This window comes from Actinomadura harenae, assembly GCF_003696215.1.
Classification (GTDB): domain Bacteria; phylum Actinomycetota; class Actinomycetes; order Streptosporangiales; family Streptosporangiaceae; genus Spirillospora; species Spirillospora harenae.
In genome coordinates this window covers 15,568-35,128 of sequence record NZ_RFFG01000042.1, presented here as the reverse complement: position 1 = coordinate 35,128, position 19,561 = coordinate 15,568, and the positions used below count along the sequence as shown (strand labels likewise).

Genomic DNA, 19,561 nt, shown 5'->3' with positions numbered 1-19,561 from the left:
CGTATGCGCACAGCCAGCCCGATCCAGCCCAGCCCCACTCACCCTGGCTGAATCGGGTCAGCAGGCGAAGCGCAGAGGCAGTTCGTCGCAGCGCGGATGGAGGCGACCCGCTGCAACTCGGACGGGGTAGCCCGCTGTAACGCGGACGGGGGTCCGTCACCGCGGACGGGTGGTCCGCCCAGCGCGGACGGTCGGAGTTTCGCGGATGGGTAGTTCACGTGCGCCACGTCCGGTTCCCAGCCGTCCGCTGCCGGAGCTGCGGCCAGTGCAGGGGGAGGTGGGGAGTGGGGTGAGTCGGTGTGGGTGTGGGGTGGTCGGGGCGGGGGTGGGTTGGGGTGGGGGTGGGTGGGGGTAGGTCGGGGTTATGGGGGTGGGGGGTGTTGTTCGGGCTGTGGGGGCCCGGGGGTGGGTTCGGGTGCTGGGGTCGGGGTTGGCGTTGTGGGTGGCGAGTGTGCTGGTCACGGCGTTGACGGACAACTCGAATCTCTTGCCGACGATCGTGTTGCTGGGCAGCTTCGTGGTCCCTGCGGCGTTCGTGGTGTGGGCTTACGCTCATGGGACGTCGGCGGAGATCACCGTTCCTCGTCTGTTTCGCGCGTTCGTCGTGGGTGGCGTGCTCGGGTTGCTGGGCGCGTCGGTGTTGGAGACGTATCTGCTGCATCCGTCGCCCTGGATGTACGTGGGTGTGGGGCTGATCGAGGAGGCGGTCAAGCTCGCGGCGCTCATCTACGTGGCTCTTGGGGTGCGGATGCGGACGACGCGGGACGGGCTGGTGCTCGGCGCGACGGTCGGGTTCGGGTTCGCGGCGTTCGAGAGCGCCGGGTATGCGTTGAACGCGCTGTTCACCGTGCACGGGCTCAGTCTTTGGGCGCTGGTGGAGACGGAGATTCTTCGTGGGGTGCTCACGCCGGTCGGGCATGGGCTGTGGACGGCGATCCTGGGCGGGGTCCTGTTCTCGGCGTCGCGGGGGCGGCGCCGGTTTCGCATCAGCTGGCTGGTCGTTCTGGCATGGCTCGGGGTTTCGGTGCTGCACGCGCTGTGGGACTCGATGCACGGCATCGCGATCGCGGTGACGCTTCGGTTGACCGGGGACGCGTGGCAGTACGGGCTGATCGACCGCGGGTATCTGCCGGAGGCCACGTCCGAGCAGGGGCATCTGATCGCGGTCCTGGACTGGGGCGGGCTGTTCGCGATCTCACTTGTGGGGTTGGGGTGGCTTCGCGCGCTGGCGCGGCGTTCGCCGTCGGATGACGATGGGGAGTCTGAGGCGACGTCTGTCGCTCCGCCTCCGCTGCCCGCGTCCGTGCAGCCCCCGTTGTTCGGGACCGGGGCGCCTCCCCGACCGTCCAATCCCTGATCGGCCAATCCTGCCCGTCCGGGCCCCGGGCTGTACGGCCCTTGGCTGGTCGGGTCATGTGGTGGTGCTGAGGGTGAGGTAGAGGACGGGGTAGGGGAGGGTCTTGTAGGAGTGGACGCGGAGGACGGTGGCGATGGCTCCGAGGAAGTAGAGGGCCAGGCCGAGGGCTGCGGCGACGCCGACGGCGGGGACGGCGAGGCCCGCGAGGAGGCCGAGGGAGCCCAGGGCCTTGGCGGTGCCGAGGGCGGTCCACCAGGTGCGGGGGACGCCGTACTCGACGAGGGGCTGGGTGACGAAGTCGGCGCGGCGGAGCAGGGAGACGGCCGAGAAGCCGATCCAGGCGGCGGTCAGGACGGTGACGACGGTGTAGGTGGTGGACATGGTGCGCGCTCCTTGGTCGTTCGGTGCTCTCGTCTCCCCGACGGAGCGCGTCGCGGTGGTGTGACAGATGGGACGGGTCATCTCGGCCGTCTTGGGATGACCTTGGTGACGACGTGGCCCGAGGGCGCGCCCCAGATGACGACGTTGCGCATCGTGCCGACGCGGCGGGCGGTGGCGGTGAAGGTGACCTTCGCCTTCTGGCCGGGGGCGAGGCGGCCCGTCCAGGTCAGGCGGGGTCTGAGGTAGGCGACGCGGCCGCGGGTGGCGGTCGCGTCGCCGTTGTAGTCGCCGCGGCGGAGGATCCGGGCCATGTTGTCGACGAAGTGGGCGTCCATGGGCTTCCCGCCGTCGTTCTCGACGGTCAGGGTGTAGCGGACGACGCCTCCGGCGCGCACGTGGTCCTTGTCCACGGTCTTGCGGACGCTCAGCTCGGCCGGTCTCGGTGTGGGCCGGGGCGTGGACGAGGGGGACGCGCCGGTGCACTGGGCGTGGACGTCGCCGAGGACGAGCCGGGCGATCGGGCCGGAGTAGATGCGGCTGGTCTCGTCGTACAGCGTGCCGTCGATGGCGATCTCGGCGCGGGCCTCGGCGGTGGCCGGGGTCGTCCGCTGGACGCGGGTCATCGTCACGTTGAGGACGCCGGTCGAGACGCGGTCGTAGCCGAGCTGCGCACCGGTGACGGGGACGCGTTTCGCGCCGTCGCCGATCGGGATGCCCGCGATGGTCGGTTCGGTGAGGGTGTTGCGTGTCCGCGGCGGACGGCATCGGGCGTCGGTGCGGAGGGTGGCGATGCGGAGGAGTTCGGGGCCGCGCGGCGCGAGGGCCATGCCGAACGCGTCGGTGTCGCTGGTCGCGTCCCAGGCGTCGCCGGAGGTGCCGCCGGAGGGTTTCGCGACGGTGACCAGGGATTTCACGTGGTCGGGGTCGTGGGAGTAGTCGGCACGGCGCCCGTCGGCGGCGTCCTCGGTGTCGGCCGTTCCGAGGCGTCCGGCGAACGCGGGCTGGCCGATCGCCGGGACGCCGTGGACGGTGAGGTTCACGGCGACGAGAGACGCGTAGGGCCCGGGGCGGAGCGCGGTGGACGAGCTCGTCGTCGCCGACGGGGTCACCGGCGGGTAGGCGGGCGGGTGTCCGGTTCCGGCGGCGCCGAGGGTGATCACGGCGGCGCCCATCGCGAGCGTGGCGCCGAGCAGGGCGAGCGGCGGGGCCAGGTGGCGGTGCCTCCGCCATCGTCGCGACAGGATCATGCTGGCATCCAGCCATATCCGGACCCGCTTTGACCTGGAACGACACCGTCGGGGACCGGATATGTCCGGGGCCGTGACCGACGATCTACCCGCGTGACGCAGCTCACGGACGGAGTCGTCACGAACGGCACGGCCCGCTTGTCCCATGGGCGTCCAACGGGAACGTCCTCAGGGAGATGAGGAAGATGCGCAAGGACATCGTCGTGGTGGGGGCGGGGTACACCGGCATGATGTGCGCCGTCCGGATCGCCCATCGCACCCGCCGTGACGGGGACGTCACGGTGACGCTGGTCAACCCGTCCGACCGGTTCGTGGAGCGGCTGCGCACCCATCAGACCGCGGCCGGGCAGGAGCTCACCGTGCACCGGATCCCCGATCTGCTGGACGGTTCGGGCGTCGTGTTCCGGCAGGGGAGCGTCACGGCGGTCGACCCCGAGGAGCGCCGCGTCACCCTCGCTGACCTTGGTGTTCTCAAGTACGACACGCTCGTGCTCGCGCTCGGGAGCCGCGCCGACACGTCGCTCGTCCCGGGCGCGGAGGAGTACGCGTTCACGCTGGACGAGCCGCGGCGGCTGGCGGCGCGGCTGGCGGAGTCCGGCGTCGCGGCGGTCACGGTGTGCGGTGGCGGGCTGACCGGTGTGGAGGCGGCGGCCGAGATCGCCGAGAGCCACCCGGAGCTGAAGGTCACCCTGGTCAGCAGGGGTGAGCCCGCCTCGATGACGGGTGACCGGGCGCGCGCCTACCTGGCGACGGTGTTCGAGAGGCTCGGTGTGTCCGTGCGCAGCGGCGAGGCCGTGGCGAAGGTGCTGCTGGACGGGGTCGAGCTCGCGGACGGTTCGGTCGTCCCGTCCGATGTGACCCTGTGGACGACCGGTGTGCGCGTGCCCGCCGTAGCCGCCGCCGCTGGGATCACCACGGACGAGAACGGACGCGTGGTCGTCGACGCGCAACTGCGCTCGGTGTCGCATCCGGACGTGTTCGCCATTGGGGACGCCGCTGCCGCCCGGCAGGCGTGGGGGCCGATCCACGGGACGTGCCAGAGCGGCATTCCTACGGCAACGCATGCCGCGGACAACATCGCGCGACTTCTGCGTGGGCGGACCCCGAAGCCGTTCCGGTTCGGGTACTTCCACCAGCCGCTGAGCCTCGGACGCAAGGACGGGCTCATCCAGTTCGTCCGCAAGGACGACACGCCGCGACGGTTCATCCTCACCGGGCGCCTGGCCGCCCGCTACAAGGAGACCGTCAGCAGCAGCCCGATCCCTGTCTTCCGGATCAGCAGGCGTGTCAATGTCTACCCCTACCTCTCCAAGGGTGGCCGGGCCACCCGCTGACGGAAGGACGGCCGGCCCGATGACGACCGCGAAACCCATCGGCGATCCGTTCACCGAGCATCGGCGTCTGCTGTTCGGCACCGCGTACCGGCTGCTGGGCAGCGTCGCCGACGCCGAGGACGTCCTCCAGGACGCGTGGCTCGCCTGGAACAAGGCGGACCGCTCCGATGTCGGGAACGCCCGCGCCTACCTGGTGCGGACCGTCACCAACCTGTCCCTCAACCGGCTGACGTCGGCCCGCGCGACACGCGAGTCCTACGTCGGGCCGTGGCTCCCCGAACCGCTTCTGACCGAGCCCGACCGTGCCGCCGAGGAGACCGAGTCGGCCGACACGGTCTCGACCGCGATGCTGGTCGTCCTGGAGACGCTGTCCCCGGTCGAGCGGGCGGTGTTCGTGCTGCGCGAGGTGTTCGGCTTCTCGCACGCGGAGATCGCCGGGTTCGTGGACCGGCCCGAGGCGTCCGTGCGGCAGGTCGCGCATCGGGCGCGCGAGCACGTGCGGGCCCGCCGTCCCCGGTTCGACGACGATCCGGAGCGCCGCCGCGTCCTCACCGAGCGGTTCATGGAGGCGGCGGCGGGCGGCGACATCAACGCGGTGATGGAGCTGCTCGCGCCGGACGTGACCTGCTGGTCGGACGGCGGCGGGAAGGTCACCGCGGCGCGCCGTCCGCTGCACGGGCCGGACCACGTGGCGCGCTGGCTGGTCGGGACGCTCGCCAAGCCGGTCTCGGCGGGCATCACGCTGGAGACCGCGACGGTGAACGGCGAGCTGGGCGTCCTCGCGGTGCTCGGCGGGCGGCCGATCAGCGTCGTCACCTTCGATCTGCTCGACGGCCGCATCCAGAACCTTCGCCTTCAGGCGAATCCGGACAAACTCATCGGGCTGCGTCGCGGCTGACGTCCGCGTCAGGATGGGCCGCATGGAAAACGTGATCATCCTGGCGGGGCCGCCCGGGGCGGGGAAGACGACCGTCGCCGGGCTGCTCGCCGAGCGGTTCGAGCGCGGCGTCCACCTGCACACCGACGACTTCTGGGCGTTCATCAAGCGCGGGCTCGTCATGCCGTACCTGCCCGAGTCGCAGGCGCAGAACGAGACCGTGATGGACGTCGTGGCGGGCGCGGCGTTCGGGTACGCGGCGGGCGGCTACACCGTGGTCTGCGACGGCGTCATGGGGCCGTGGTTCCTGGACAGGTTCACGGGGCGCGGGACGCCGTTCCACTACGTGATCCTGCGTCCGGACGTCGAGACCGCCGTGGCGCGCGCGACCGCGCGGGACCCGGAGCGGCATCTCACCGATCCGGGCCCCGTCCGCGACCTGCACGCGCAGTTCACCGCACTGGACGGCTACGACGAGTACGTCCTCGACTCGTCCGGTCTCAGCGCGGACCGGACCGCGGACGCCGTGTACGCCGCGATCCGGGACGGCGGCCACCTCTTCAAGCCGCCCCGCTGAGCAGCGCGGCCTCGACCTTCGGGTCGAGGCCGACGGGCGCGCGGTCGGCGCGCTGCGGCGCCTCCCCGCCGACGCTCCGCAGCCACGCCCAGGTGTCGGCGACGGTCTCCTCGACCGGACGGCAGGTCAGGCCCTCACCGAGCGCCTTGTCGACGTTCGTCCGGTGCAGGAACTCGTACAGGTCGCCCGGCGGAACCCAGACCGGGAGGTCCTGCCAGGGCTGGACGCCCGCCGCGAGGATCGGGTCCGGGTCGACCCAGCGCAGCCGCGCGTCCGCCCCCGTCACCCGGACCAGCGTCTCCAGCAGCTCCCGCGTCGTCGTGTGCCCGATCGGGCCGGTCAGGTTGAACGCGCCTCCGACCTGCCGGGCGGCCGCGTCCAGCGACCAGGCGGCCAGGTCCCGCGCGTCGATGAACTGGAGCTTCAGCTCGGCCGGGCCGGGCGCGAGCACCTCGCCGCCCCGGGCGACGCGGTTCAGCCACCACGGCAGCCGCCCGATGTTCTCGTAGGGGCCGAGGATCAGCCCGGCGCGCGCGAGCAGCGCCCGGTCGCCGAACGCGCGGACCGCCGCGAGCTCTCCACCGGCCTTGACCCGCGCGTAGTCCTTGGCCCGGTCGTGGTACTGATCGTCGTCCGCCGATCCCTCGACGACCGGCGCGCTCTCGTCGGCGCCGACCGGGATCGCGTACTCGTAGACCGACCGGCTCGACACGTACACGTACGACGCGGCGCGCGTGGCGAGGAGCTCCGCCGCGTCCCGGACGGCCACCGGCGCCCACGACCAGGTGTCGAGGACGACGTCCCACTCGCCCGTCCTCAGCGCGTCCAGGCCGCCCGGCGCGGTGCGGTCGCCGCGCAGCGTCTCCACCCCCTCGACCGCGCCGCGCGTCCCCCGGTTGAAGACCGTGACGTCCCAGCCTCGGGCGACGCCCTCCTCGACGACCGCCCGTCCGACGAATTCCGTCCCGCCAAGAACCAAAAGCCTCATGACTCCGTGCTATCACCGGGACGCCGTGTCCGTTCAAGGGCTTCCGCTCTTCGCATTACCGCTCAGAGCGAACATCCGCGAGCTTCCGGCCGCCGTAGGACGTCATAGGACGAAGCACTCCCCCGGTTCGCGGGGGCCGCCTAGGATCACCCCCGTACCCGCCCGGTGGGAGAAGCGATGACCGCAGAATGGGTGCCGACCGGAGTCGACACCACCGTGCCCAGCCCCGCGCGCATCTACGACTACTTCCTCGGCGGCAAGGACAACTACGCCGTCGACCGCGTCGCCGCCGAGGCGTTCCTGCGCACCGCGCCCCAGACGCTCTCGGCGTGCCGCCACAACCGGGCGTTCCTCAGCCGCGCGGTCACCCACCTCGTCCGCGACTGCGGGATCGACCAGTTCATCGACGTCGGCACGGGGCTTCCCACGCAGCAGAACGTCCACGAGGTCGCCCAGCGCCACAACCCGGACGCGCGCGTCGTCTACATCGACAACGACCCGATCGTGGCCGTCCACGCGCGCGCCCTCCTGGCCCAGGCCAGCGGTGTCTCGCTGGTCCAGGCCGACCTGCACGACCCGGAGGGCGTCCTCGCGCACCCGGACGTCACGGGCCTGATCGACTTCGACCGTCCCGTCGCCGTCCTGCTCCTGGCCGTCCTGCACTTCTTCCCGGACGCCGACGACCCGCACGGCATCGTCGGACGCCTGATGTCCGGCACCGCCCCCGGCAGCCACCTGGTCATCTCCCACGGCACGTCCGACCCGGACCCGGACATCGCCCACCGGGCCGAGAAGGTCTACGACCGGCACTCCTCCGCGTCCCTGCACACGCGCACCGCCGCGGAGGTCGCCCGCTTCTTCACGGGGACCGAGCTGCTCGACCCCGGCCTCGTCTACACCGCCGACTGGCGTCCGGCGCCGGACGCCGCGCCCGTGACCCCCGACGAGGCCGGCATGTACGCCGCCATCGCGCGCAGGCCCTGACCTCAGCGTTCCGGGTTGATCGTGCCCAGCCACAGGACGTCGCGGGCCCGGGTCATGGCGACGAACGTCTGGCGGCGGGTCAGCGCGGCGCGTTCGTCCGCGGTGGGATCGCCGCCGGGGACGACGGGACGGGCGTTGAACGCGGGCAGGTACACGTTCTTGAACTCCAGGCCCTTCGAACGCAGGTAGGTGCCGATCTTCAGCGCGTCCGCGGGACGGCCGTCGTAGCCGTCCAGGCGGAGGACGGGCAGGCCGGCGCGGGTCAGGAGCCGGTGGTAGTGCTCGACGTCGTTGCGCGAACGGCAGAGGACGGCGGTGCCCGACAACGCGTCCGCGTCGTCCTCGGCGCGGGCCGTGAGGGCCTTGACCAGGTGTTCGTCGTGGTCGGCCTCGGAGCGGGCGGCGGCGTGGACGACGCGTCCCTCGTGGTAGGTCGTCTCGACCGTGCGGTGGCCGTTGGGAGTGGGACCGTCCAGGTCGTCGAAGGGGTCCTCGGAGACCAGGCGGAGGGCTTCGTCCAGGATCGGGGCGGCGTTCCGGTAGTTGATGCGCAGGACGGCGCCGCGCCCCTTGATGCCGACGCCCGCCTCGGCCAGGCGGAATCCGCCGGGGTAGACGGCCTGCTGGCCGTCGCCGATCAGAAGGAGCCCGTTGGGGCGGTCGCCCGCGAGGGCGTGCAGGAGGCGGACGCCGATGAGGGTGAGGTCCTGCACCTCGTCCACGATCACGGCGGCATAGGACGGCGAGACCGGGCGTTCGCGCAGCTCGCGCAGGGCCAGGAGCAGCACGTCGTTGAAGTCGTGGACGTCACGCCGGCGCCGGAGCAGCTCGTACGCCTCGTACAGGCGCCAGACCGCCTCGCGGTGCGCGGCCTGGAGCGGGGTGCGGCGGCCGTAGCGGCTGACCGCCAGGTACTCCTCGGCCGTGGTGAGGCCGCGTCCCTTGATGACGTGGTCGATCTCCTGCTCCCAGTAGTGCGGGAGCGGGTCGATCTCGGTCAGGGCGCTGCCGCGTCCGACCTGGAGCCAGGCGCGGGAGAAGGCGTCCTCGACCTGGCGGCGGTCCAGGTTCACGCGGATCCCGCGGTCCGTGAGGAACCGCTGCGCCCATCCGTGCAGGCTGGTGAACTCGACGCGGTCGGCCAGGTGCCCCGCCATCCGCTGGAACAGCCGCCCCTGGACGCGCGGCAGGTTGTTCACGAACGTCACGTACATGATCGGCCCGGTCGTGCGCGTCGCGATGTGGACGGCGCGGTGCAGCCCCACGACCGTCTTCCCCGTTCCCGCCGGACCGCTGATCCGCGCCGGGCCGCTCCAGTCCCGCCGCGCGATCGCCACCTGGTCGGGGTGCAGGAACGTCATCCACTGCTCGATCGGGCCGTGCAGGACGGACTCCAGCACCGCCTTCTCGACCTCCTCGACGTCGAACAGCGACTCCGCCTCGCCCGCGCCGGCGCCGGCGTCCGGACGGCGCTCCGGAAGCGCGCAGGACTCGACGCCGGGGAACCCTTCCTCCAGGTGCGCCGCGACCGCCTTCACCATCGGCGCGTTCAGCCGCCTCGGCGCGGCCATCAGGACGTTGACGACGTCCTCCCGCCCGACGAGCCGGACGCGGGCGAGCTGCTCGTCCAGGCGGTGACCAGCGAAGATCATCAGCGGCTGGACGGCCACGGGCGACATGCCGAGCGCCGCCGTCCGCTCCTCGACCGCCCGTGCCAGCGCCGCCATCCGGGCGAGATCGTCGTCGTGGCCGGTGAGGCGTCCGTTCTCGACGGACGGCGGGACGGGGCGGTTCACGACGTCGACGACGAACACCCCGCCGCGTCCGACCAGGATCATGGGGGCGTCCGCCGACGGCGTGCCGGGCCAGGTCCGGTCGACCAGCAGGCGCCATCCGTCGGCGGTGAGCGTCAGCAGCGTGGCCGCGACACGGCGTTCCTCCTCCGACGCGTCCGTCCACCGGCGCGCCCGTTCCGACGCCTCCCGCGAGCGCCGGGCCAGCTCCAGCGCCTCTTCGCGCGCCCGTCGTCCCCGTGCCCCAGCCGATCCGCCATCCACCAACGCGCACCCCTCGACCAACGTCGGACAGTCACGACCCCCCTCACAGATAGCAACAATCAGGTCGGAGCAAAAGGGGGTGGTGCCTTTCGTACAAGTGACGGTGTTGGCCGAGGGAGTACCGGCGAGTAGCGGGGCACCATCACGGTCGGGTCACGCTTCGTCACACTTGACGGAGTTCGCAGGGTTCCGCCGGAATGGCTCGGGTTAGGCTGTGGCCCGCTTCCCGATTCGTCCCATCGAGGAATTCCGGGGGTGCGGTGACGCGTCCGAACGACCCTCCCGAACCACGCAACGAACCGCCCGAACCGCCCGAACCGCGGCATGCGACGTCCGGCAGGCCGGCCTCCTTCAGACCCGGGCCGCGTGAGGCGGACGAACGCCTCCGCTCGTCGCGACGCCTCGGCCGGAACTGGTTTCTCAGGGACGTCCCGGAACTTTCACCCCGGAAGTGGCGTCTCACAACGGACGACTCTGCGAGACGGGCGGGGCCCATGAAGAACGTCCTGGTGTGGTTGTCCGGGGCCGATCCCGACATTCTGCGGCGCGCTTCGACCGACCGCGCGAAGTACGTCGGAATCGGCGGCGCGGTGCTCACCACGGCGACGCTCGCGTCCGTCTCGATGTTCTTCGCGCTGCGCATGGCGGTCGGCGCCTCGGTGTGGGCGGCCGTCCCCCTGTCGATGATGTGGTTCCTGGTCATCCTGAACCTGGACCGCTGGCTCGTCGTGTCGCTCACCCGCAGCCAGGGCAGGCTGCTGACCGTCCTGCTGGCGCTGCCGCGCGTCGTCATGGCGCTGCTGTTCGGCGTGATCATCTCGACGCCGCTGGTGCTCCAGATCTTCGACGACGAGGTCCGGGTGGCCGTCGACAAGATCCACGACGAGGACTCGCGGGCCTTCCAGCGCAACCTCGACACCGGGCCCGACGCGCAGCGCATCCGCGTGCTGGAGCAGCAGGAGGCGCAGCTGCTGAAGCAGCGCACCGGCGACGGCCTCGCCAACCCCGAGGACGACCCCGAGATCAAGCAGCTCCGCGCGCAGCTCCCGGCGCTGCAGAAGGAGTTCAACGACTACGACGACAAGGCCGCCTGCGAGCTGACCGGCGACCGCTGCAACGGCACGAGCGGGCGGAGCGGCGACGGGCCGCGCTACCAGAAGTTCGTCCGGCGGCGTGACCAGGCGAAGGCCCAGATCGACCAGATCGACAACCGGATCGGCACGAAGTCGGGCGCGCTGAACCAGGCCGCCGCCAAGAACAAGGACGTGCTCGTCGCGCAGGCGCAGCAGAAGCTCCCCGGCGTGCAGAGCGAGCTGAAGACGCTGCGCGGCCGTCAGCTCTCCGACCGTGCCGCGTTCGAGAAGAGCAACAAGGACAACACCGGGCTGCTCATCCGGCTGAAGGGCCTGGACCGGGCGTCCCAGGGCGAGAGCCAGCTGCAGTGGGCGCGGCGCCTGCTGTTCCTGTTCATCACCGTCCTGGAATGCCTGCCGATCATCGTGAAGGTGCTGTCGCTGTTCGGCCCGCCCGGCGCGTACGACGAGGCCGTGGAGAAGGTCCGCGCCCGCGACCGGCTCCTGCTCGACGACCAGGTCCGCAAGCAGGAGGGCGTCGGGCTGCGGGAGAACAGCGGCCAGACCGACTTCGCGCGCCGCCTCCAGGAGCGCCGCGCCGAACTGGTCGAGACGTCCGTCCAGGAGATCATCGAGGTCGAGCGGCGGTTGCAGCGGCTCGAACTGGAGCGCTGGGAGCGGGAGCAACTCGGGCGCTTCTCCGCCGGGGCCAACGGGAACGGGAACGGCAACGGCCATCCGGTGAGTGTTCCTCCGGCGGCGCCTCCGGTGCCGAACGGCGGGCTGAGCCACTCGCCGGTTCCGCCGGTCATCAGGACGGGGACGCCCCCGCCCGCGTGGGGGAACAACGGCCCGAACAACGGCCCGAACGGTGGCGCGAACGGTGGCGGCGCTCCGAACCGGGGTGGTCCGACGGGGGAGCGGATTCGTCCCGCGGGGGAGGCGTCCCCGATGGCGAGGCCGCGTCGCGGGGGCCTGCTGGCGGGCCTGACGCGATGGCTGAACCGGCGGGGCGGGCGGTGACCCGGACCTGCTCGGCGGGGGAGGCGTCCGATGGATCCTGACGCGCCGCTGCCACCGGACGCCGAGGCGCCGCTCCCCTGCGCCGTGTGCGGGCTGGTGCCGGACGACCTCGCGCGCTTCGAATGCGCCGAATGCGGTTGGACGCCCCTCGACGGCGATCTCGACGGGACGAAGCTGAGCGAGGCGCGGCTCCGGTACGACCTGCGCGCCGCCGCGCGCGTGGGCGAGAAGGCGCGGCCGTTCGTGCGCGGCGTCCTCGATGACGACCAGTGGGCGCGGGCCTGCGACGACGCCGACCGGGAGCGGACGCGCCTGCTCGACGAGGCGGCGAAGCCGACGGCGGCCCCCGGTGCCGGTGCCGGGGGGTGGACGCTCGAGTTCGGGCGGCCCGACCTCGGTCGCGATCCGTCCACGTGGGCGACGCAGTGGGCGTTCGACGAGCTCCTCCGGCACGACGCGCGCACGCCGGTCCTGATCGACGTCGGCGCGGACGGCGTGTCCGTGATGGTCGTCCGCCCGGACGCCGTGGACGGCCCGGGCGATCCCTGGTCGCGCGAGGACCACTCCTGGGAGCGGCTCGCCGGGCCGCTCCTCGCGTCCGAGGACGGCGAGCGGGCGTTCCAGCTGGCGGGCGGTCTGCACGACATCGACCGCGCCCGGCTGACCGAGGCGCTCGACCTCGGATTCGCGCGGCTCGCGGAGCGGCTGCCGTTCGGCGTCACGACGCTGCTGGCCGACTCCGCGCCCGGCTGGACGGTGCCGGGGCTGGCGATCGCGCGGCTGCGGCTGCTGCGTCCGGACGCGCGGCTCGTCCGGTCCGGGCGGCCCGCGGCGGACGAGCTGGCGGACGCGGTCGCCCGGCTGCCGCTGCCGGCGCAGTACTGGCTGGTCGCGGCGCAGTTCGAGGGGCCGGGCGCGCAGCCCGTGCTCGTCCCGCTGTTCCCGGCGGGGAGCACGTCCGGGCAGGAGGCCGTCGTCCGGGTCGCGCGCGGGCCCGGCGGCGCGGACAACGACGTCGTCCTCGCGGTCGTCGCCGCGCCCGCGCATCCCGCGCCGTCGTACGACCCGCGTCCGGTGTCGGTCCAGGCGACGCGGCTGCCGCGCGGGGTGCTGTCGCTGCGCGCCAGGCTCGACGGGCCCGGACGCGTCCGCTGGCCCGACCTTCCCGACGTCCGGCCCGACGCGCGCCCGCTCGACCGGCTGTACGCGCACACGCGCGCCTGCCCGGCGCCCGCCGACGTCGTGGACGTGATGTGCGCGATCGAGCTGGGCGGCCCGCCGGTCCCCGCCGCCGCGCGCCGCGAGCTGCTCGCCGGGACGCTCGAACTGGTCTCGGCCGACCTCGGCGAGCACGCCGGGGTGTCGGTGCGCGGCTACCGCGAGCACTCGTTCGAGCTGGGCGAGGAGCACGACGCCGTCGTCGAGGGCGTGTGGGACGCCGATCCCGACCGGGCGCTCGACGTCCTCGCCGCGATGGAGCGGCGCGCGCGGCCGTACCAGTCCGACGCGGCGCCGCTGGAGGACGCGCTCGCCGAGATCGTCGCCTTCCTGGAGCGGAAGCGGGACGCGCGCGGCTGGCTGAACGAGATGAACCATCCGCCGTACCGGGTGCTGGTCGTGCTGGCGGGGCGTCCGCCGCATCCGCGCGGCCAGGGCCAGGACCCGCTGCGCGAGCTCGCCCAGCCGTGCCCGCGCAAGGACGACTGGCGCGCCGCCGCCGACGCGCTGCGCCGCTCCGGCGTGCGGCTGGTCACCGTCCTCGACGGCGCGACCGACCCGGACCGCGACTACTGGACGGCGCTGGGCGCGCACCGCCGGCTCACCCTGGAGGGCCTGACGCCCCGCGCGCTGGCCGACGCGATGGGGCTCGTCCCGCCGGGCGGCGCGAGCGTCCCGTTCCCGCTGATGGCCCCCGTCTTCGTGGAAGGTGACCCCGCATGACCGACCCGTCAGCTCCCCCGCCGGTCCCGGCCGTGCCTCCGGCCGCGCCGGAGGCCGCCGACGCCGGGCCGCCGCCTCCCGAGGCGTCCGCGGCCCCGCCGGAGCCGGTGGAGGAGGTGCGTCCGGGCAGGACCAGCATCGGCATCTGGGGCGCGCCCGCGAGTGGCAAGACGACCTTCCTCGCGGCGCTGCGCATCGCGATGAGCCTGGGCGATCCGGGCTGGCGGCTGGACGGCGCGAACGACGACTCGACCGCGTTCCTCGCCTACAGCACCGACCGGCTCAGCGAGCAGCGGATGTTCCCGCACGCGACGCAGTCGTCGGAGAAGCTGTCCTGGCGCCTGCACGGAACACGGCAGGTCAGGAAGCGGACGAAGTGGTACCGGCCGCCCGCGCGGCGGGGCGTCACGGTCCGCGTGAACCTCGACTTCGTCGACCCGCCGGGCCGGCTGTTCGACAGCCGCGCGGGAGCCGAGAGCGCGGCGTCCGGCACGGGGTCGGGATCGGTGTCCGGATCGCCTGGTGGGCCCCGGTTCGCCACGGGCGGGCCCGGGGGATCGTCGGGCGGGCCGCGGTTCGCGACCGGCGAGCCCGAGTCGTCCCGGCGCGGCGAGGGAGGCGGCCGGGACCGCCGCGAGCTGGTCGAGCACCTGGCCGCGTGCGGCGGGCTGATCCTGCTGCTCGACCCGACCCGCGAGCGCGAGGCCCGCGACTCCTACCAGTTCTTCAACCGGACGATCCTGGAGATCAGCCAGCGCGCGCCGGAGCACCGGGACGACCACTACCTCCCGCACCACCTGGCCGTCTGCATCACCAAGTACGACCACCTGTGGGTGCGCGACATCGCGCGGCGCGGCGGCTACGAGTCGGTGACCGACCCCGACTTCCTGTTCCCGGCCGTCCACGCCGAGGTCGCCGAGCGGTTCTTCGAGGAACTGTGCCGCGCGGACGGCATCGGTAACATCGACGCCATCCGCCGCGAGATCAGGCAGCACTTCTCCCCCGACCGGACCCGCTACTTCGTGACGTCCGCCGTGGGGTTCTACATCGACCCGCGGACCGGGAAGTTCGACGACGAGAACTACAGCAACCTCGTCCGCCGCACCCACACCGACGGATCGACCACGATGCACCTGCGCGGCAAGGTCCGCCCGATCAACGTGATGGAGCCGATCATGTGGCTGGTGGAGCGGCTGACGCAGGCCCAGGCCCAGGCCGGCGGTGCCGGCGGGCTCCGGGGCCCGGCGAGCGGGAGCGGTGGATGACGACGGTCGCTCTCTCGGCCGGATGGGCCGTGCGCGGCAAGACCCCCGGCACCTACGACGACTACGGGATCCTCGGCAGCGGCGGCGACGCCTTCGGCGCGGACGACTTCACCGCCATCCTCGACCGCTACACGCTGGGCAACCCGCCGCCGGAGCGCACCGGCGCGGAGGCGCTGCCCTGGATCAGCCTCACCGAGGTCCTCGACGACCGCGGCAGCTACCTGGGCGTCGCCATCCACGACTGGACGGACGGCACGGACGCGGCGGGCCGTCCCATCGTCCGGACGCGTTACGGGTGCTTCCCCTACGAACAGTTCGTCCGGGCTCCGGTTTCCTATGCGAGCCTCGTGCGCGCGGTCTCCGGCCTGGGCCCGGACGGCTTCCCGCCTGCCGCACTGGACGTCCCGCCCTATGCGCCTGAAGAGATCGCCCAGGACATCGAGCGTCACGACTGGCTCGGACGGGCCGCCACCACGGCCGCCCTCCTCCTCGAAGGCCCGGTCACCATCACTGGGGCGGACGACCTGGACCACACCGTCCGGCTCCGTTTCCTAGACGCGGTAGCCGCGCTGCTCCCCTTTGGTTGGCGTCCTGGGCTGACCGCCGCGACCTGGCTGCGCGGCGACAACTCCAACATCGGCCTGACGTTCGCCTACCATCCGCGTCCGGGCAGCTTCGAACTCGACTGGCGTACCTCGGAGCCGCAACCGCCCACGGACTGCCGTCTCGCCTACGCGTACGCGCACGAGCTGCACCGCTCGATCTCGCACCGCAGCCTGCTGGAGGTTCTGGACTACCTCTCCGGCCGGTCCGAGTACATGGTGAACGCGGATCCGACCCGGGCCTACGACATCCTTGTGGATCTGGACCGTCCCGCCCTCGTCCTAGAGCGTGTGCGTCGGAACGAATGCGACGCGTCCGAGGTGGCGGCGCTGCTGGAGAGCGGACGCTACAAGGAGCTTCCTCGTAGAAGCGACCACGAACTCCTCTTCGCGGCCTTCATCCGGCTTGGCGGGGATCTGGCCGCGGTTCAGAGCATCTGGCAAGAGCTGGGTGTGGGCGTCCCTAGCGAACCTTGGCGTGCCCTCACCAACGAGGTGTTGCGACGCGTCCGGAGCGCGCCGTCCGAGGACCCGAACCCCTACGTCCGGCTCGCCGACGCCCTCGGCCACACGGACAAGCTGCTGGCGGACGTGGTCGGGACGTCCCGTGACCCGAGACTTGGCCTCGCACCCGTCCAGGCCACGGCGAACCTCATCGAGCGCTGGACGGATCCGCGCACGGCCGATCGTCCCGCCATGCTGCGCGCCCTACGCGGTCAGTCGACGCTCGTCTGCGCGCTGGTCGCCGACCTCGACCAGTCGGGCGGCCACCACGAGGACGCCTGGCTCGACCTCCTCGCCGGGGTCGCGCCGCACGACCTGCTGCACCCGTTCCACGCGCTCCGCACCCCCGACACGTCCGTCTCACCCACCGAGATCGCAGCGTTCGCCCGCTATGGCGCGGACTGCGTCGCGCTGCTCGTCTCCTCGGCGGCACGTCGCGAACGGCTCGACCTGCTCGCCGCCGTCCTGATCCGCTGGCTGGCCGGGCTGCCCTCGTCCGAACGCGCGAGCTGGCTGGACCGGCTCCGCGACGTCCAGCCGACCCGGGGCGCGGACGCCGCCGTCCTCGACCTGCTGCGGATGACCGCCGGCCGGGGGCCCGTCCACCTGGAGACCCCCGACCGGCACGCGTACACCACCACGTTCCGCGCCCTCGTCACGGACGAGTCCCTCAGCAAGCTCACCAACAACGTCCAGGGCGCGCTGACCGAGCACCTCGCCGACCTGCGGTGGGCCCACGATCCCGACCAGGTCGCGCTGATCACCGCCCTGGCCGGCGCGCTGTGCGCGACCGAGGGCCTGAACCGGTCCGCCGTCGTCGAGGCCGTGGTGCGCGGACGCGCCGCCAACCCCGGCATGGCCGACTGGCCCGCGTACCGCCGCTGGTGGGAGGCCGCCGCCGACCGCCACCCGTCCGTCGCGGCCGACGAGTACCGGACCGTCCTCCAGGCCCTTCCGACCGACGCGCCGTTCCGCGACGTGGGCCGCCTGATCGCCGAGGCGACCGCGGACGGCACCAAGCCCCTGCCGATCCTCCAGGCCATCGACGGCTCCGCATGGCGGTTCACCGGCCCCAGCCTCCTCGCCGCCGTCCTCGAGGCCCGGATGACCGCCGTCCACCTCTACGGCTGGTCCTTCAAGCAGGCCGACGACGCGGCGCACCTGCTGATCAGGACCGCGCACGGCGCCTCGCGCCGGCTCGCGCGCGAACTCCGCGACGCCGTCGACACCCGCCTGCCCAGCGACCTCGGCTTCCAGCTGACCCTCGTCGAGACGGCCTCCGCCTCCCCGTCCCAGCCGGACGACCTCGACCTCACCGAACGCACCCGCGAGACCCTGGAGGAGGCCGAGTCCCGCATCCGCTCCTACCAGGGACGACGCGGCATCCTGGGCCGCCGCAAGAACAACTGACCTCTCCTCGGGGCCTCCGGCGCCCTCACCTACCGCCCGTCACCGGACAACCGGACGAGGTGCTCCGGAGGCTCGATCCCCGCGGGCAGCACCGGGTCGGCCTGCAACGCCCCCCACCGGGTCTCCAGCGGAAGAACCCCGGCCCAGAGGCCCAGCGCCACGTCCGGGCCGTCGCCGTCGTCCGGCGGACCGACACGGATCTTCACGGACGCCTCGTCCAGCGACAGCGCGAGCAGCACCGTGGCCGCCAGCTCCTTCTTGCTGGGCCGGCGCGCGTAGTCCCACTGACCGGGCGCCGAATGCTCGCTGAGGATCCGCAGCCCCTCGAGCTTCTCCTCGGGATCGGTCACCGCCCGCGGCACCCCGAAGACCATCGCACTCCGGTAGTTCACCCCGTGCTCGAACAGCGACCTCGCGAGGACGAGCCCGTCCACATGCGTCACGGTCACGCACACCTCGTCCGCGACCCCGGCGACGAGACTCCGGCTCGCCACCGACCCGTGGAAGTACAGCGTCCCCGCGTCGCACCCGTAGACGGTCGGCACCACCAGCGGCGTCCCGTCGACGACGACCCCCACGTGGCACACGAACCCCGCCGCCAGGATCGCGTCGAGATCCGCCCGCACCCGGCTCCCCTGATCCCGCAACCGCCGATGCCGCGTCCGCTCGTTCTCGGGCAACAACGAATCCATGAAACCTCTCCCGAACCACAACAAATCCCCGCGATCATCCCCCGTCCCACCCTCCGGAGGCGAGGCCGGATCGGCATCCGCCGGAACTCAGCCGCGCAGGACGACCCGGCCCGCGAACCCGCCACGCTCGCCCGCCTTCGCGGCACGCGCCTTCTCCAGGCCGGCGGGGGACACACCATGCAGCGCGGCCAACGCGTGAACCACCTCAAGAACGTCGGCCAACTCACCGGGATCGCCGTCCGCGATCCCCACCGGTTCCGCGTCCATCCCGCGATCCTACGAAGCGCACCCCATCCCGCCGCGACGTGCCTGTAGACGTCTTTGAAGTCGGATATCGAGGGGTGTGGAAGGTGGGGGTGGCCGGTGGTGGTCAGCGGGGGGCGGGGGGAGTGTCTAGGCTGGCTCGGGTGGATGCGCGGGGTTGGGACGAGCGGTATTCGGGGCGGGATCTGGTGTGGTCTGCGGACCCCAACCGGTTCGTCGCCGAGGAGTGCGCCGGGCTCGCGCCCGGGCGCGCGCTGGACGTGGCATGCGGCGAAGGGCGGAACGCGCTCTGGCTGGCCGAACTCGGCTGGACGGTCACCGGAGTCGATTTTTCGGCGGTCGCCATCGCGCGGGCGCGCGAGCTTGCCGAAACGCGGGGGATCTCAGCCGAATTCTTGGTCGAGGACGTCATCGCCTGGGAACCGCCCAGCGAGGCGTTCGACCTGGTAGTGATCGCTTACTTGCAGCTGCCGGAGATCGGCGGCGTGCTCGCGAGGGCGTCGGAGGCGCTGGCGCCCGGCGGGGTGCTGGTGTTCGTCGGGCATGACCGGACGAATCTGACCGAGGGCGTCGGCGGGCCGCAGGATCCGGCGGTCCTCCACACACCGGCCGACGTGACCGCGGCGCTGCCGGGGCTGACGGTGCAGCGGGCCGAGCGGGTCCGGCGGCCCGTGGAGGTGGACGGCGAGGAGCGGTTCGCCGTGGACACGCTGGTCAGGGCCGTCCGGCCGCCGCGCACCTGAGGCTGTCCGGGGTGTGGTGCAGGCAACGTCCGCGGGGCGGGAATGCCTGACGGGGGCCTGCCGTTACATCACACGTGGCCGATGTGCCTGGTGTCCCCGGGCCTCATCTATCGCCTTCACGGAATACCGTTCGGCTGGAGCCGTGTTGCGCCTTTCGCCGAGAGGCGACCCACACATCGGTCAGACGTGGCGGAGCCCCGCCGGAACCCCGTTCCGGCGGGGCTCCGTGCTTTCCGGGCTCC

At 72.5% G+C, this 19,561-nt stretch carries 16 protein-coding genes; 10 read left to right on the top strand and 6 right to left on the bottom strand.

The window, feature by feature from the left end:
• The first annotated feature begins 451 nt into the window (after nt 1–451).
• Nucleotides 452–1,357, top strand: a complete 906-nt coding sequence (locus EBO15_RS22905; RefSeq protein WP_233616371.1) for a PrsW family intramembrane metalloprotease — start codon at nt 452–454, stop codon at nt 1,355–1,357.
• 54 nt (nt 1,358–1,411) lie between these two features.
• Here EBO15_RS22905 and EBO15_RS22900 read toward each other — a convergent pair whose 3' ends face one another.
• A complete protein-coding gene (locus EBO15_RS22900) occupies nt 1,412–1,738 on the bottom strand; it encodes a DoxX family protein (RefSeq protein WP_122196485.1) in 327 nt (108 codons plus the stop codon).
• 77 nt (nt 1,739–1,815) lie between these two features.
• Nucleotides 1,816–2,985 (bottom strand): DUF7927 domain-containing protein, encoded by a 1,170-nt coding sequence (locus EBO15_RS22895; protein ID WP_122196484.1) that lies wholly within the window; start codon nt 2,983–2,985, stop codon nt 1,816–1,818.
• 185 nt (nt 2,986–3,170) lie between these two features.
• On the opposite strand from EBO15_RS22895, the gene EBO15_RS22890 reads away from it, so the two are divergent.
• The 3 genes from EBO15_RS22890 to EBO15_RS22880 are packed head-to-tail and all read left to right on the top strand — an operon-like array spanning nt 3,171 to nt 5,773.
• On the top strand, nt 3,171–4,319 hold the full coding sequence (locus EBO15_RS22890) for an NAD(P)/FAD-dependent oxidoreductase (RefSeq protein ID WP_199744746.1): 1,149 nt from the start codon (nt 3,171–3,173) through the stop codon (nt 4,317–4,319).
• A 19-nt stretch (nt 4,320–4,338) separates the two neighbouring features.
• Nucleotides 4,339–5,217, top strand: coding sequence for an RNA polymerase sigma-70 factor (locus EBO15_RS22885; protein WP_122196482.1), 879 nt, complete (start codon nt 4,339–4,341; stop codon nt 5,215–5,217).
• A gap of 22 nt (nt 5,218–5,239) precedes the next feature.
• Complete coding sequence (locus EBO15_RS22880; protein WP_199744745.1) at nt 5,240–5,773, top strand: AAA family ATPase; 534 nt, start codon at nt 5,240–5,242, stop codon at nt 5,771–5,773.
• On the opposite strand, the gene EBO15_RS22875 is transcribed toward EBO15_RS22880, so the two are convergent.
• Nucleotides 5,757–6,761 (bottom strand): NAD-dependent epimerase/dehydratase family protein, encoded by a 1,005-nt coding sequence (locus tag EBO15_RS22875; protein ID WP_122196480.1) that lies wholly within the window; start codon nt 6,759–6,761, stop codon nt 5,757–5,759. The two genes, EBO15_RS22880 and EBO15_RS22875, sit on opposite strands and share 17 nt — an antisense overlap.
• Nucleotides 6,762–6,938: 177 nt before the next feature.
• Here EBO15_RS22875 and EBO15_RS22870 point away from each other — a divergent pair, with 177 nt between their 5' ends.
• Nucleotides 6,939–7,745 (top strand): SAM-dependent methyltransferase, encoded by an 807-nt coding sequence (locus EBO15_RS22870; RefSeq protein ID WP_122196479.1) that lies wholly within the window; start codon nt 6,939–6,941, stop codon nt 7,743–7,745.
• Nucleotides 7,746–7,747: 2 nt separating this feature from the next.
• Here EBO15_RS22870 and EBO15_RS22865 read toward each other — a convergent pair whose 3' ends face one another.
• A complete protein-coding gene (locus EBO15_RS22865; protein WP_233616370.1) occupies nt 7,748–9,802 on the bottom strand; it encodes a UvrD-helicase domain-containing protein in 2,055 nt (684 codons plus the stop codon).
• 494 nt (nt 9,803–10,296) lie between these two features.
• Between EBO15_RS22865 and EBO15_RS22860 the strand changes: the two genes are divergently transcribed.
• Genes EBO15_RS22860 through EBO15_RS22845 form a run of 4 tightly spaced genes read left to right on the top strand, consistent with a single transcriptional unit; the run spans nt 10,297 to nt 17,620 of the window.
• Nucleotides 10,297–11,898, top strand: a complete 1,602-nt coding sequence (locus EBO15_RS22860) for a DUF4407 domain-containing protein (protein WP_158628333.1) — start codon at nt 10,297–10,299, stop codon at nt 11,896–11,898.
• Between the two features lie 30 nt (nt 11,899–11,928).
• On the top strand, nt 11,929–13,839 hold the full coding sequence (locus tag EBO15_RS22855; protein ID WP_122196476.1) for a hypothetical protein: 1,911 nt from the start codon (nt 11,929–11,931) through the stop codon (nt 13,837–13,839).
• Nucleotides 13,836–15,104 carry a hypothetical protein gene (locus tag EBO15_RS22850; RefSeq protein WP_122196475.1) on the top strand — a complete coding sequence of 423 codons (1,269 nt, stop codon included), beginning with the start codon at nt 13,836–13,838 and terminating at the stop codon, nt 15,102–15,104. Before EBO15_RS22855 ends, EBO15_RS22850 begins: the two co-directional genes overlap by 4 nt.
• The gene (locus tag EBO15_RS22845; protein WP_122196474.1) at nt 15,101–17,620 is read left to right on the top strand and encodes a hypothetical protein; all 2,520 of its coding nucleotides are present in this window, start codon (nt 15,101–15,103) and stop codon (nt 17,618–17,620) included. The genes EBO15_RS22850 and EBO15_RS22845 overlap by 4 nt, the downstream gene beginning before the upstream one ends.
• Before the next feature lie 29 nt (nt 17,621–17,649).
• Here EBO15_RS22845 and EBO15_RS22840 read toward each other — a convergent pair whose 3' ends face one another.
• Nucleotides 17,650–18,303 carry a pyridoxamine 5'-phosphate oxidase family protein gene (locus tag EBO15_RS22840; protein WP_378240395.1) on the bottom strand — a complete coding sequence of 218 codons (654 nt, stop codon included), beginning with the start codon at nt 18,301–18,303 and terminating at the stop codon, nt 17,650–17,652.
• A gap of 96 nt (nt 18,304–18,399) precedes the next feature.
• Nucleotides 18,400–18,579, bottom strand: coding sequence for a nucleoside triphosphate pyrophosphohydrolase family protein (locus tag EBO15_RS22835; protein ID WP_122196473.1), 180 nt, complete (start codon nt 18,577–18,579; stop codon nt 18,400–18,402).
• A 140-nt stretch (nt 18,580–18,719) separates the two neighbouring features.
• Between EBO15_RS22835 and EBO15_RS22830 the strand changes: the two genes are divergently transcribed.
• Nucleotides 18,720–19,319 (top strand): class I SAM-dependent methyltransferase, encoded by a 600-nt coding sequence (locus EBO15_RS22830; protein ID WP_122196518.1) that lies wholly within the window; start codon nt 18,720–18,722, stop codon nt 19,317–19,319.
• Nucleotides 19,320–19,561 lie beyond the last annotated feature (242 nt).